The following is a 14,230-nucleotide window of genomic DNA, read 5'->3' as shown; positions in this document are numbered from 1 at the left end:
AACCATCGCCCAATGACGCAAGCGCTTCCCTCCAGCCTGATCGTGATTCCCTGCCTGAACGAGGCAGCCCATATCGGTGCGCTGCTTGGCCAGCTCTGCCCGGCGGCGGCAAGGCTCGGAGCCCGGATCGTCGTCGCCGATGGCGGCAGCACCGACGGCACGCTGGCCATTGTCGGAGAGATCGCCGCGAAGGACCCGCGCGTCATCCTGCTCCACAACAAGCGCCGCATCCAGAGCGCGGCGATCAATCTCGCCGTCGGCACTTTCGGTGAAGGCGCGGAGTATCTCATCCGCATCGACGCGCATGGCGGCTATCCCGACGATTATTGCGACCGGCTGCTCGAGGAAGCGCTGGCCACATCAGCCGATTCGGTCGTGGTTTCGATGCTGACCAGCGGCAGCGGCACTGTGCAGAAATCGGTCGCCGCGGCGCAGAATTCGAAACTCGGCACCGGTGGTTCCAAGCATCGTCACCTCTCCGCCGGAGAATGGGTCGACCACGGTCATCACGCGCTGATGCGGATATCGGCCTTCGGCGCTGTCGGCGGCTATGACGAGACCTTCAGCCACAATGAGGATGCCGAGCTCGATTACCGGCTGCGGCAGGCCGGTTACAAGATCTGGATGAGCGGCAAGACGCAGATGGTCTACTATCCTCGCGCCTCGCTCAAAGGCCTCTATTTCCAGTATCTCGGTTATGGCCGCGGCCGCGCCAAGAATGTGCTGAAACACCGCGTCATCCCGAAGGTCCGGCAGATGGTGCCGCTGGCGGTCTTCCCGGTGGTCCTTCTGGCGGCCTTCTCCTTCGTGCACTGGATCGCGGCCGTGCCGCTGCTGGTCTGGGCTTCGGTCTGCCTGGGCTATGGCCTGGTGACGGCCATTCGCCAGCGCAATGCCGACATCGCGCTGGCCGGCGTCTCGGCCATGGTCATGCATTTCGGCTGGTCCGTCGGCTTCTGGCTGCAGCTTCTCGGCCTCGGCGCGCGACGCGGGGTGGCGTGATGGTGGTTCAGTCCAGGAACCGCAGTATCGACATCGGTGTGTGCACGTTCCGCCGGCCGGAACTGGCCGACACGCTGCGCTCGCTCGCCGCGATGGACATGCCTGAAGGGTTCGATGTCAGCGTCATCGTCGCCGACAATGACGACACGCCGAGCGCAGAGGCGCTGGTGACGGCGCTGTCGCAGGAATTGGCGCTGCCGGTCCGCTACCGGCATGCCCCGGCGCGCAACATTTCGGTCGCCCGCAACGCTTGCCTCGATGCCAGCGAGGCGGATTTCCTCGCCTTCATAGACGATGATGAGACGGCCTCGGCCCGTTGGCTGGCCGAGCTGGTGGCGACGGCCGAAGACAGTGGTGCGACAGCCGTGCTCGGCCCGGTGCGGGCGCTCTACCGCCCGGATGCGCCCGACTGGATGCGGCGCGGCGATTTCCATTCGACCTTGCCGGTCTGGGTGCGCGGCGAGATCCGCACCGGCTACACCTGCAACGTTCTGTTGCGCATGGGATCGGACAGCCTGCGCGGCCGCCGCTTCAGCCTGGCGCGCGGCCAGACCGGCGGTGAAGACACCGAATTCTTCGACCAGATGGTCAGGGCCGGTGGCCGCATCGCCTTCGCTCGAGAAGCTTGGGTGGATGAGGTCGTGCCGCGCTCAAGGGCCGCGTTCGACTGGCTTGGCCGCCGTCGCTTCCGTGTCGGCCAGACGCACGGTCACCTCTTGGGCAGCACCGCGCGTGGCATCGGGCTGATCAAGCATGTCGGCTTGGCCTCCGCCAAGGCAGCCTTTTGTTTCGTAGCGGCACTGCCCGTGGTCGCCAGCCCGGTGCGCAGGAACCGCAGCGTTCTGCGCGGCATCATGCATGTCGGCGTCGTCAGCGGCCTTGTCGGCATCCGTGAACTCCGCCTCTACGGTCAATCCTCACCTGGGGAAGGAGGCAAGCGTGCAGCCTGAAGTTTCCCCAACCCCCGATACTTCAGCCCCCGATGTTTCCTTTGTCATCGCCGCCTACAATGCCGAGGCGACGCTCGACCGCGCGATTGCCAGCGCCATCGCGCAGAAGGGTGTCAGCGTCGAGATAATCGTCGTCGACGACCAGTCGCGCGACGCCACGCTCGACGTGGCGCGAGCCTATCCCGGAGACATCGTGCGCGTTGTGGCGCTTGCCAGGAATCGCGGTCCCGGCGGCGCCCGGAATGCCGGGCTCGACGTCGCGCGCGGCAGGTGGGTCGCGGTGCTCGATTCCGACGATGCCGTCTTTCCCGGCCGTCTCGCCGCCATGATCAGCCGCGCCGAAAAGGCGGATGCCCAGATTGCCGTCGACAACCTCCAGGTCATCCGCGAGGACGGTGTGGTCGAGGATGCGATGTTCCCACGGCAGTATCTGGAAGGCCTGCGCGAGATTTCGCTGGCCACCTACATCGCCGGCAACATCGTCTTCGAATCGAAGTTCAACCTCGGCTACCTCAAGCCGATCTTCCAGCGCCGGCTCCTCGACGAGAACCGGCTTCGCTATGACGAGAAGCTGAGGATCGGCGAGGACTACATCCTGTTTGCCGAGGCGCTCGCCAAGGGCGGCAAATGCGTGGTCGAGCCGGAGATCGGCTACGCCTACCATATTCGCAGTGGCTCCATCTCGCGTGTGCTCGAGCTTCACCATGTCGAAGCGATGCGCGACGCGGATGCCGTATTCGCTCGAACCCATCGGATGGACGAGGCGGCCCAGGCGGCCTTTGCCCGGCGCGGCCGCAGCCTGCGCAAGGCGGCCTCCTTCCTGGCGATGGTCCAGCACATTAAGGCGCGGTCCCCGCTCAAGGCGATCCGGACGGCACTAAGCGACCCGGCTGCGGTCAGGCATATGGGCATGCCGATCGCCGTGCGGTTGCGACGAGTAGCGGCACAGTTTGCCGTGGGGGCGGGGAGGTGAAGATGCAGGCACATGGAGGGGTTTTTCGTGGCCTGTGAATGGACTGAAGTCGATCTCCTCAGAAGGAATTTGCGATGAAGAAAATCAGGAAAGCCGTGATACCGGTGGCGGGGCTTGGAACACGGTTCCTGCCGGCGACCAAGTCGATGCCGAAGGAGATGCTTCCCGTCGTCGACAGGCCAGTCGTGCAATATGCGGTGGACGAGGCCTTCGAAGCCGGTATCGAGCACATCGTGTTCGTGACCGGCCGCAACAAGGCGGTCATCGAGGACTATTTCGACCTGCATCCGGAATTGATCGGAACCCTGGAGCAGACCGGCAAGAAGACCCAACTGGAGGCGCTCGAAAGCATGCTGCCGGTGGCCGGCGCCACCTCCTTCATCCGCCAACAGTCGCCACAGGGCCTGGGCCACGCCGTCTGGTGCGCCCGCGAGGTCATCGGCAACGAGCCCTTCGCCCTGCTTTTGCCCGACATGGTCTCCTTCGGCGGGCGCGGCTGCCTGGCCGAAACCGTCGATCTCTATGAGCGCACCGGCGGCAACGTCATCGCCGTCGAACGCTGCGATCCGAGCGAGACCAACAAATACGGCATTGTCGGCCGCGGCGCCGAAATCGGCGGCGGTTTCGAGGTTACGGCCATGGTCGAAAAGCCGGCCCCGGCCAACGCGCCGTCGAACTTCTACATCAATGGCCGCTACATCCTGCAGCCCGAGATCTTCGCGCTGCTGGGCAATCAGCAGCGTGGCGCCGGCAACGAGATCCAGCTGACGGACGCCATGGTCCGCCTGTCGAAGGACCAGCCGTTCTTCGCCCAGCCTTTCCTGGGCCGCATGTTCGACTGCGGATCCAAGGAAGGCTTCATCCAGGCCAACATCGCCTTCGCGCTGGCGCGCAACGACATGAAGGGCCCGGTTTTCGAGATGCTTCAGGAGTTCGTCCGGTCGCATGAACGCCAGGAAGAAGCCGCATAATGCCCATCTTTCGGGAGTATTGCCGAATGGCTGGCGGCGAGGGGCCGACAGGCCCCCGTCGTCTGGCATGAAGCTTGCGTTGCTTCCCGGCAATGCTCCCGACCGTTGAGGCGCCTGCAAGCCAAAGCATGATCCCGGAAAGTGGATCCCGGTTTCCGGAAAGATCATGCTTAAAACTGAGACAGGTCATGATCCCGAAAGTTTACGGAAAAGATCATGCCCGAACAAAGAGATAGAGCCTCAACCCGATGATCGGGAACGCAACGGGCTCTGGGATTGGACCGACGATGAATTATGCCAACTTTCCTCTCGACAAGAGGATGCCATTGCCGAATTCGGACGCAGGAAACGGCGAAGACTTCATCGATATCGAGCGGCTGCTTGGCATGGCTGCGCGGCAGGCCAAGGTGGTTGCCGTGTGCGCCGCCATCGGTCTTTTCCTGGGCATGCTCTATCTGCAGACAACGCCGCCCAAATATGTGTCGGTCTCGAGCGTTCTGATCGACGAGGGCTTGAACAAGATCGTCGACGACATCTCGGCGGCGTCGACGACCATGCAGACGGATTCCGCCATTCTGAGCCAGATCGAGATCCTGACCTCGACGCGGCTCGCCGCGGTGGTCGTCGACAAGCTCAAGCTCGACCAGAACGACGCGTTCATGAACCCGCCGCAATCCGCGCTCGCCCAGGGCGTCGGCCTGATCCGCGGCCTGATCCAGTATGTCCACCCAAGCTCACCCATGCCGGGCATGGGTGACATCAGCAAGCTTGACCCGGCTACGCGCGATGCGCTGATCGCCACGTCGCGCCGCGACTATGCGATCCTCAAGCTGCAGAACGAGATCCGGGCGGATCGTGTCGGCCGAAGCTACGTCATCGCGCTTGGCTACCAGGCGACGGATCCCGGTCTGGCGAAAGCGATCACCAAGGCCTATGCCGACGCCTACCTGGCCGATCAGCTCGATGCCAGCTTCGACGCCACCGAGCGCGCGGCGGTCTGGCTGCAGGGCCGGCTGACGGAACTGCGCGAAAGCTCGCAGCAGGCATCGCTGGCGGTCGAGAAATTCAGGGCCGAACACGGCCTGTCCGCCAACAGCGATGGTCAGCTGATGAGCGACAAGCAGCTTGCCGACCTCAACGCCCAGCTGATCGTGGCACAGGCCGACACGGCGCGCGCCAGCGCCCGCTACCAGCAGTACAAGTCGATCGTCGAAAGCGGCTCCGACAACGCCTTCAACGATGCCGCCATTTCGAGCGATCAGCCGAGCAGTTCGGTCATTTCGGCGCTCAAGACCCGCTACCTCGCCGTCGCCAAGCGGCAGCAGGATGTCGAGGCGAATTTCGGTCCCAACCATCCGCAGGCCGTGGCGCTTGCCAAGGAGAAGGCCGATATATCGAAGCAGATTTTCGGCGAGCTGAAGCAGCTCACCGAAAGCTATCGCAACGAATATGAGGTGGCGCTGGCGCGCGAGACGGCGCTCAGGGCCAATGTTGCCGCCGCACAGGGCAAGAGTTCCATCGACAACCAGTCGCAGGTCCAGTTGCGCGACCTCGACCAGAAGGCAACCGCGCTCACCACGCTCTATCAGACCTTCCTCGGCCGCTACGAGGAGGCAGCGCAGCAGCAATCCTTCCCGGTCGGCAAGATCCGCATCATCTCGGACGCCTCGACGCCGCTCTCCGCCTCGAGCCCGCGCACCGTCATCGTGCTCGGCCTGTCGCTCGTGCTCGGCGTGCTGATGGGTGCCGGCTTCGGCGGCCTCAACGAGTTCAACGAGCGGTTCTTCCGGACCGGCGAGGAGGTCCGCGACCGCGTCGGCCTCAAATTCCTCGGCTATTTGCCGACCGTCGGCAGCAGGCCCGCCAAGGAGGACAAGCAGTCAGAGGCTCTGCCGGATGCCAAGAAAGCCAGGTCGCCGGCGGCCATCGAAAGACGGGCGCGCATGCGGGTCAGCATCGACGCGCCGGCGTCGATGTTCTCCGAAACGCTGCGCAGCGCCAAGATAGCCTTTGATGTCGTGATGGAAGGACAGGGCAGCCGCGTCGTCGGCGTCATCTCGGTGCTTCCGGGCGAAGGCAAGTCGACGGTCGCGGCCAATCTCGCCGGGCTGCTGGCCGCCAACGGCGCCAGGACGCTGCTCATCGACGGTGACTTGCGCAATCCGGGCCTCAGCCGCAGCCTCGGCATGGAGGCCGAGCAAGGCCTGATGGAGGCCGTGGTCAACGGCCAGACCTGGCAATCCGTCGGCAAGATCGACCGGCAGACCAAGCTCGCCATCATCCCCGCCGTGCTGCGCGGCAACTTCTCGCACACCAGCGAGCTCCTGTCCTCGGCGGGAATGCGGCGCTTCATCGAGAACGCCAAGGAGACGTTCGAGTATATCGTCGTCGACCTGCCGCCGCTCGGTCCGGTGGTCGACGCCAAGGCCTTCGCGCCGTTGGTCGACGGCTTCGTGCTCGTCACCGAATGGGGCCGCACGCCGCGCGCCATGGTCAGGTCGATGCTGGAATCCGAACCCTATGTCGCCAACAAGATCGTCGGCGCGGTGCTGAACAAGGTCGACCTGAAGAAGCTCGCCAAATACGGATCGTTCGGGGCGTCGGAGAAATTCTTCGACAAATATTCGAGCTACTATCTCGACAAGTCCGAAGTGCGCAGCAAGGCGACGGTCTAGGCGGTAGCTACCTGGTTTGTTCGTCTTGACGGAATTGGCGATGAAGCATGCGCCAAGGCTGGAATCCCGGCGACTTGCCGGCCGTCAGTCGCGCGATTCGGACAGTCCCGTGAGAAGCGGCGCGTATGCGGCGAGCCTGCGGGATACGAACTCGGTGAAGAGCCGCACGCGCTTCGTCTTGCGTGTCTCGCCCTGCGTGAGAAGCCAGACCGTTCCGTACATGTGCAGGTCGGTACCCGGCACCCTAACCAAAAGTGGGTCGCCATCGCCGACGAAGCACGGCAGTGTCGTCATCCCGAGCCCTTGCCGTACAGCAGCGATCTGCGCCTCGCCGTCCGTGGTCCTGAATGGAACCGCCGTGGTGCGAACCTCGCCCTCGCTGGCCCATTGCGGAACTCCATGACTGCTTATGACGATCCACCGGATGGGATCAGGCGCGCCCGCACGCCACGCGGCCAGTCGATCGCGGGAGATGTAGACGCCTCCGAACAGCTCTGATCCCTTCAGGCCGTGAAGATTGAGCGGCAGGGTTTTGCGGTCATAGACGACGCGAATCGCGACGTCGGCCTCTCGGTTGGTCAGATTTGCCAACTCGCCGGACGACAAGATTTCCATCTCGATGTCCGGATGCAGACGCGCGAAATCGGCGAAGTCCGGCATGAGCAGGTGTGTCGCGAGGGTCGGAGCCAGCGTCACCCGCAGAAGCCCGCGCACGCTCTGGTCCCGACCGAAGACGCGTGTCTCCAGCTGGTGCGAGGACGCTTCCATCCGCTCCGCGAGCTCGAGGACCTCTTCCCCTGCAGCCGTCAGGCGGTAGCCCGAAGGCAGCTTTTCGAACATCTGCGCCCCGAGGCGGTCCTCGAGTTGGGCGATGCGTCGCAGCACGGTCGCGTGGTTCACGCCGAGGCGCTTGGCGGCGGCCCGCACCGAGCCTCCGCGTGCGACGGCAAGAAAGTAGCGAACGTCATCCCAGTCGATCATGGTGCAATCTCGCACCGCGCGGTGCGCCTTCAAAGCCTCGCCTTCATCGTACAACAGTACAGGCGGCCATAATAACACTTGTCGACGAGCGCGGCCCAATTCCGAACGGCTAACCTTATCGTCGCGGCTGCCTTGAATAGCCGTACCGGATCGATTTCGCACCACCGATGTGCGCGCTTCCTCACTCAAAGCCTCACCTTGGCAGACCCATCTTCAGGTCTCGGGACTTCCCGAATGACCAAGGCGGAAGCCTGGAAGGATGCACGTCATGACCAGATTGAATGGAAAGACCGCCGTCATCACCGGCGGTGCCACCGGCATCGGCCGCGCCGCGGCAAAGCGCTTCATCGAGGAGGGCGCCTTCGTCTTCGTCTTCGGCCGCCGGCAGGAAGCGCTCGATGCTGCTGTGGCCGACCTCGGTTCCAATGCCCGCGCGGTGAAAGGCTCGGTCTCGGATGAGGCCGACCTCGACAGGCTCTACGCGGCCGTCAAGGCCGAGCGCGGAACCCTCGACATCGTCTTCGCCAATGCCGGGGCGGGAAGCCAGCTTGCGCTCGGCGAGATCACCGCCGAGCACATTGACGAAACCTTCGACACCAATGTGAAGGGCACGATCTTCACGGTCCAGAAGGCGTTGCCGCTATTGGGTCCGGGCGCTTCGATCATCCTGACCGGATCGAGCGCCGGCACGACGGGCGCCCCGGGATTCACTGCCTACGGCGCGAGCAAGGCGGCAGTGCGCAATCTCGCGCGGACCTGGGCGGAGGATCTGAAGGGCACCGGCATCCGGGTCAACGTGCTGTCGCCTGGGGCGACGGCGACCGAACTCGCGAAGGAAGCGCTGGGCGAGGAGGGCCAGAAGGCCTACGGCGCGATGACTCCGCTCCAGCGCATGGCCGATCCCGCGGAGATCGCGGCGGTGGCTGCCTTTCTCGCGTCGTCGGACAGCAGCTTCATGACCGCCAGCGAGGTCGCCGTCGACGGCGGCCTGGCACAACTTTGACCCCGATGCGGGCCACGCTTCTCAAACTTTGCGAAAACCAAAACACACGACCAAAGGCGAAAGATTATGAAAAAACTCGAAGGTAAGGTTGCAGTCATCACAGGCGGAAGCAGCGGGATTGGCTTGGCGACGGCCAAGCGCTTTGTAGAAGAAGGTGCACACGTCGTCATCACTGGGCGACGAGAGAAAGAGCTGAAGGAGGCCGCAGCCCTCGTCACGGGAAACGTTACGACGGTCGTCGGCGACGTGTCACGGCTGGAAGATCTGGACCGGCTCTATGCCATCGTGAAAGAGAAACATGGTCACATCGACGTTCTCTTCGCGAACGCTGGCGCAGGGACAATCGCACCGCTCGCAGCGGCTACCGAGGCCCACTTCGATCAGACCTTCGACGTGAACGTGAAGGGGCTGTTCTTCACGGTGCAGAAGGCCCTTCCCCTCTTCAAGGACGGCGGTTCGATTATTCTGAATTCTTCGGTTTCCAACGTGTTGGGGTTGCCGGGGTTCAGCGCATACGCCGCGAGCAAGGCGGCAGTGCGCAACTTCTCGCGCGCTTGGACTCTAGAGTTGAAAGACCGGAAAATCCGAGTGAATACGATGAGCCCCGGAGCCATCGAGACCCCCGCCTTGGAGACAACGACGGGCCTCACTCCTGAGCAAGCCGAGCAAGCGGTCGCCCAGTTTGCTTCACAGATCCCAATGGGTCGCAGGGGCAAGCCGGAGGAAATCGCGGCTGCTGTCACGTTCCTCGCCTCCGACGATAGTTCTTACATCACCGGTGTGGATCTCGCCGTCGATGGAGGCATGGCTCAGGTTTGAGCCAAGCGCGGTTCCGTGCCTGGCCCTTCAGCCCCGCCAGTGGGGTGATCCCGCTTCTCAAACTTTAGTTCCAACACAAGATCAGGAGAAACATTATGAGCTACGCAATTATCGGCTTCGGCAACATCGGTCGTGCCCTGGCCAAAGCCTTTGCCCGCAAGGGCATCGACGTGTCCGTTGCAACCACGCGCGACCCGGAAAGCTTTGCCGCCGATGCGGCCGCGATCGGGCCCACCATTATCCCCAGAAAATTGGCGGACGCCCTCAAGGCGGACATCATCTTTTTGGCTGTCCGTTTCGAGTCGTTCCCGGATGTCGCGAAGGCGCTCGCCACCTGGCAGGGGAAGACCATCGTCGATGTAACCAATGCCTACGGCGTGCCTCCGGAAAAACTGGGGGGGCAGCCTTCTTCCAAGTTCGTCGCGCAGGCATTTTCAGGTGCAAAACTGGTCAAGGGCTTCAACCATCTGGTCGCTGCCGTCCTCGACCAGGATCCGGCCCTACATGGTGGCAGAAGAGTCGTATTTCTGGCGAGCGACGATGACGCTGCCGCAGCGGAGATTGCTGCGCTCGCGGAAAAGCTCGGTTTCTCGCCGATCAAACTTGGCGGGCTGTCGGAAGGTGGGCTGCTGGTCCAGGCGCGCGGAAACAGCTGGGGTCATCTGATCTTCAAGGACCTGGTCAAGTTCGACTGATGAACATGACTGGCCCAGGCGTCGCGGATGGGCGCGTCCGGCCCTGCGGAGCGCTGGCCCCCCGCGGCCATCGGTTCGGGGCAGACGGTGGATCAGCCGAAAATCCCTGTTTTACGCCGCACGCTCGTCTAATGCCCAACCGTAAAGGAGATTCGTATGTACGACCAATCCAAGCTATCCGAGTTGATCCGGTTTGCACGTGTAGATGCGGGCTCCACAGTCATTGACGTCTACCCAGGCGAAGGCGACTGGACGCGCCTGTTCTCCGACGTCGTGGGACCCGAAGGTCGGGTCTACAGCTTCGTGCCCGCCGAAGTCGCCGACTTCAAGAACGATCCGGTCGGCCGGATGCGGACGCTCGCGAAGGAGCCGGGCCGAGAGAACGTAGAGGCCGTCTCCACGGACCTCGTTGCGATGCCGCAGGTCACGCAACCAGCGGATATCCTGTGGCTGCACCTGTTCTACCACGACCTGCACACCGCGCTGATTCAGAAGAAGGGCGCGACGGCGGCCGACTTCAATCGAGCCGTCTACGAGCGCCTGAAGCCCGGTGGGTTCTACGTCATCATCGACCACGCCGCCGCCTCAGGAGCGGGCACGAACGAGGCGCAGTCGCTGCATCGGATTGAGCCTGCATCCGTTCGCGAGGAGGTGGAGGCGGCCGGCTTCATACTGGACGCGGAAAGCACCATACTCGCGAACAAGGACGATCAGCACTCGATCAAGGTCTTCGATCCCTCGATCAAGGGCGAGACCGATCGCTTCGCCTATCGGTTCGTGAAGCCCTGACAGGCCCCGGCGCCGACTTCATGTCGACTCCCCGACGGCTGCAAACAAGCCCATCGAAGACATCAGGGCAACCCTGCTTGCCGCCACGAAGTCGGCTTTGGATGAGTTCGTCCGATGGGGCCACGCGACGATGGCGTTTACGCGGCCTTGAGTCGGTAGCGGAAAACGGTGTGGTCGAGCAGCAGCCGGATGCGCGGTTCGGCTTCGGCGGCCACCAGCCAGCTTGCCGCGATCATGGTCGCGGCGACCACTGCCATCGACAGGAGATAAGGCACTCCGGCACGGACCATCGCTCCGAGCATTGCCGCGCCGACGACGTCGTGGATCAGGTAGAGCGGGTAGGTCATCAGGCCGATCCGGCGCCAGCCGCTCCAGCTGAGGTCAAGCCGCAGCGACCATGCCATCAGCGCGATGGCGAAGAGGAAGATCAGGATCGGCGGCGCATAGGGCATCACGGTATTGACCTTGATGCTGTGGACGTCGACCGAACTGGCGATCTGAAGTACGCCGCCGCCAAGGAACAGCAGGCAGAAGCCAAGGCGAGGCGCCGTCAGTGCCTTGAACCGCATCAGCCAGAGCAGCACGCCGACGGCGAAGAAGCAGCCGTGATGCACCAAAGTGAGCTGCAGCAGCCGCGTCACGGCGAAGTCCGCCCAGCCGAGCGGATAATAGAGGCACCAGAACAGCGTGCTGACCAGGCCGATGACGATCGCCACCGCCTCCATCAGATGGAAGCGGCCAAGCTGCAGCAGGATCCAGACAATGGCGTAGAAGGCGATCTCGATGCCGAGTGTCCAGTAGACGCTGTCCACCCAGGGACCATAGGGTGCGAACAGGCCGGTACGGACCAGCCGGACCACCGCGTCGGTCGGCCAGCTCAGGCCGATGGCAAGAAGCAGCACGGCGGTGACCGGCGCGCAGATCCAGACAGCCGGTGCCAGCCGTTTGAACCTGGCCTCGAAAAACCGCAGCGGCGTCGATTTCTCGGCGCTGAAGGCAATGACAAAGCCGCTGATGACGAAGAAGATCTCGACGCCGACCCAGCCGGACCCGACCCAGGCGCCTATAACGGGCTGCGCCGGCACGCCGCCCGTGGCCTGTGCCGAGATGCCGTCCGGATAGGCCCAGACCCAGAATCCGTAATGGTAGACCATGACGAGCACGGCAGCGAGGAATCGCAATATGTCCACACCGCCGAATGAAATCTTTTGCTGAGCCATGCGATCCCGATCGGATGGCCCCCCGCGTCAAGTGTAGGGTGTCATGCTGCGCCGCACAACAAACGATCAAGCAATGCGGCGATCACAAACGTCGCCGCGCCGCAACATACGCGAATGGCGGCGCGCCGCGGGCGCCCCGCATGCCTGTCAGACTCCGATCCCGCGCGCCTTCATGGCAGCGGTGATCTCGTCGAGGATGGCCGGGTCGTCGATGGTCGCCGGCATCGTCCATTCCTCCTTGTCGGCGATCTTCTGCATGGTGCCGCGCAGGATCTTGCCCGACCGCGTCTTGGGCAGGCGCTTGATCGTCACCACGGTCTTGAAGGCGGCGACCGGGCCGATGCGCTCGCGCACCAGCGCCACGACCTCCTTTTCGATGGCGTCGCCCTCGCGCGCGGCACCGGCGTTCAGCACCACGAAGCCGAGCGGAATTTGCCCCTTCATCGCATCGGCGATGCCGACGACGGCGCATTCGGCGACATCGGGATGGGCGGCCAGCACCTCTTCCATGGCGCCGGTCGACAGCCGGTGGCCGGCGACATTGATGATGTCGTCGGTGCGGGCCATCACATAGAGATAGCCGTCCTCGTCGATCATGCCGGCGTCGGCCGTCTTGTAGAAGCCGGGGAACTCGTCGAGATAGGCCTGGCGGAAGCGCTGGTCGGCGTTCCACAGCGTCGGCAGGCAGCCCGCCGGCAGCGGCAGTTTGACCACGACATTGCCGAGCGTCCCGCGCGGCACTTCGTGGCCGGCATCGTCGAGCACGCGGATGTCGTAGCCGGGCATCGGCACGCCAGGCGAACCGTATTTCACCGGCAGCAGGCCGAGCCCCGCCGGATTGATGGTCATCGGCGAACCGGTCTCGGTCTGCCACCAATGGTCGACCACCGGCACGCTGAGCTTCTGCTCCGCCCATTTGATGGTTTCGGGGTCTGCGCGCTCGCCCGCCAGGAACAGCGTGCGGAATTTCGACAGATCGTATTTGGCTACGAATTCGCCCTTGGGATCCTGCCCCTTGATCGCCCGGAACGCCGTCGGCGCGGTGAACAGCGCGACCACGCCATGGTCCGAGATCACCCGCCAGTAGGTGCCGGCGTCGGGCGTGCCGATCGGCTTGCCCTCGAACAGGATGCTGGTGCAGCCATGCAGCAGCGGTCCGTAGACGATGTAGGAATGGCCGACCACCCAGCCGACATCGGATGCCGCCCAGAACACTTCGCCCGGCTTGACGCCGAACTCGTTTTCCATCGTCCATTTCAGCGCGACCATGTGGCCACCATTGTCGCGCACGATGCCCTTGGGCTGGCCGGTCGTGCCCGACGTGTAGATGATGTAGAGCGGATCGGTGGCCAGCACCGGCACGCAGTCGACATTGGCGCCGGCAGCCCGCTCGCGCGCGACGGCGTCGGCATAGTCGATGTCGAAATGCTCCTTCAGTTCGCAGCGCAGCTGGTCGCGCTGCAGGATCAGGCAGGCGTCCGGCTTGTGGCCCGACATCTCGATCGCCTTGTCGAGCAGCGGCTTGTAGGCAACGACCCGGCCCGGTTCCAGGCCGCAGGAGGCCGAAATGATCAGCTTCGGTTTGGCATCATCGATGCGGGTGGCCAGTTCATGCGAGGCAAAGCCGCCGAAGACGACCGAATGCACGGCGCCGATGCGGGAACAGGCGAGCATGGCGATGGCCGCCTCCGCCACCATCGGCATGTAGATGATGACACGGTCGCCCTTAGCGATGCCCTGGTTCTTCAGCACCGAGGTCAGCGCCACCACCTCGCGCTTGAGCTCGGCATAGGTGAATTTTTTGACCGTCCCGGTGATGGCGCTGTCATAAATCAGCGCGATCTGGTCGGCGCGCCCGCCGGCGACATGCCGGTCGATGGCGTTGTAGCAGGTGTTGCAGGTGGCACCCGTAAACCAGCGGCCATAGACGCCGGCGCTGGCAACGAACACCTTGTCCCAGGGCGAATACCAGTCGATGGCGCCGGCCGCGTCCGCCCAGAATTGTTCCGGGTCGCGTTTCCAGCCGTCATAGACCTCGTGATAGCGTGAAGCCATCCGTAACCTCCCCAGGAAACCATTTGCCGTCTTTGCCAACAGCCTATGCTGTTTTTTCCGGCGCTGTCTTCCCTGATTTTCGTATGAACCCGTCACG

At 63.7% G+C, this 14,230-nt stretch carries 12 protein-coding genes; 9 read left to right on the top strand and 3 right to left on the bottom strand.

The genetic code is table 11. From position 1 onward, the window contains the following. Positions 1–12: 12 nt before the first annotated feature. The 5 genes from AC1DPX_RS01640 to AC1DPX_RS01620 all read left to right on the top strand — a co-directional run bounded on the left by AC1DPX_RS01640 (position 13) and on the right by AC1DPX_RS01620 (position 6,571). Complete coding sequence (locus tag AC1DPX_RS01640) at positions 13–1,002, top strand: glycosyltransferase family 2 protein (RefSeq protein ID WP_477234148.1); 990 nt, start codon at positions 13–15, stop codon at positions 1,000–1,002. Further along, on the top strand, positions 1,002–1,952 hold the full coding sequence (locus AC1DPX_RS01635; protein ID WP_477234146.1) for a glycosyltransferase family 2 protein: 951 nt from the start codon (positions 1,002–1,004) through the stop codon (positions 1,950–1,952). Before AC1DPX_RS01640 ends, AC1DPX_RS01635 begins: the two co-directional genes overlap by 1 nt. Next, the gene (locus tag AC1DPX_RS01630) at positions 1,942–2,925 is read left to right on the top strand and encodes a glycosyltransferase family 2 protein (protein ID WP_477234144.1); all 984 of its coding nucleotides are present in this window, start codon (positions 1,942–1,944) and stop codon (positions 2,923–2,925) included. Before AC1DPX_RS01635 ends, AC1DPX_RS01630 begins: the two co-directional genes overlap by 11 nt. 74 nt (positions 2,926–2,999) lie before the next feature. Beyond that, positions 3,000–3,896: a UTP--glucose-1-phosphate uridylyltransferase gene (locus AC1DPX_RS01625; protein WP_019862855.1), complete on the top strand. Its 897-nt coding sequence runs from the start codon at positions 3,000–3,002 to the stop codon at positions 3,894–3,896. Positions 3,897–4,183: 287 nt separating this feature from the next. Further along, entirely contained in the window at positions 4,184–6,571 is a 2,388-nt protein-coding gene (locus AC1DPX_RS01620; RefSeq protein WP_477234142.1) for a polysaccharide biosynthesis tyrosine autokinase, read from the top strand. Positions 6,572–6,655: 84 nt separating this feature from the next. Here the strand turns inward: AC1DPX_RS01620 and AC1DPX_RS01615 are convergent, their stop codons facing one another. Beyond that, positions 6,656–7,552: a LysR family transcriptional regulator gene (locus tag AC1DPX_RS01615; protein ID WP_477234140.1), complete on the bottom strand. Its 897-nt coding sequence runs from the start codon at positions 7,550–7,552 to the stop codon at positions 6,656–6,658. 268 nt (positions 7,553–7,820) lie between these two features. Here AC1DPX_RS01615 and AC1DPX_RS01610 point away from each other — a divergent pair, with 268 nt between their 5' ends. The 4 genes from AC1DPX_RS01610 to AC1DPX_RS01595 all read left to right on the top strand — a co-directional run bounded on the left by AC1DPX_RS01610 (position 7,821) and on the right by AC1DPX_RS01595 (position 10,858). Then, positions 7,821–8,555, top strand: coding sequence for an SDR family NAD(P)-dependent oxidoreductase (locus AC1DPX_RS01610; protein ID WP_477234138.1), 735 nt, complete (start codon positions 7,821–7,823; stop codon positions 8,553–8,555). Positions 8,556–8,621: 66 nt separating this feature from the next. After that, positions 8,622–9,374 (top strand): SDR family NAD(P)-dependent oxidoreductase, encoded by a 753-nt coding sequence (locus AC1DPX_RS01605; RefSeq protein ID WP_477234136.1) that lies wholly within the window; start codon positions 8,622–8,624, stop codon positions 9,372–9,374. 80 nt (positions 9,375–9,454) lie between these two features. Further along, a complete protein-coding gene (locus AC1DPX_RS01600; protein ID WP_477235715.1) occupies positions 9,455–10,069 on the top strand; it encodes an NADPH-dependent F420 reductase in 615 nt (204 codons plus the stop codon). A 156-nt stretch (positions 10,070–10,225) separates the two neighbouring features. Beyond that, a complete protein-coding gene (locus tag AC1DPX_RS01595; protein WP_477234134.1) occupies positions 10,226–10,858 on the top strand; it encodes a class I SAM-dependent methyltransferase in 633 nt (210 codons plus the stop codon). Positions 10,859–10,995: 137 nt separating this feature from the next. Here the strand turns inward: AC1DPX_RS01595 and AC1DPX_RS01590 are convergent, their stop codons facing one another. Both AC1DPX_RS01590 and AC1DPX_RS01585 read right to left on the bottom strand, forming a co-directional pair. Then, positions 10,996–12,078: an acyltransferase family protein gene (locus AC1DPX_RS01590; protein ID WP_477234132.1), complete on the bottom strand. Its 1,083-nt coding sequence runs from the start codon at positions 12,076–12,078 to the stop codon at positions 10,996–10,998. Positions 12,079–12,225: 147 nt separating this feature from the next. Beyond that, the gene (locus AC1DPX_RS01585; protein WP_477234130.1) at positions 12,226–14,133 is read right to left on the bottom strand and encodes a propionyl-CoA synthetase; all 1,908 of its coding nucleotides are present in this window, start codon (positions 14,131–14,133) and stop codon (positions 12,226–12,228) included. Positions 14,134–14,230: the final 97 nt, after the last annotated feature.

Source organism: Mesorhizobium sp. 01N446 (assembly GCF_056399285.1).
Note: the sequence above shows the minus strand (reverse complement) of the source record. Positions and strands in the feature narration are given on the sequence as shown.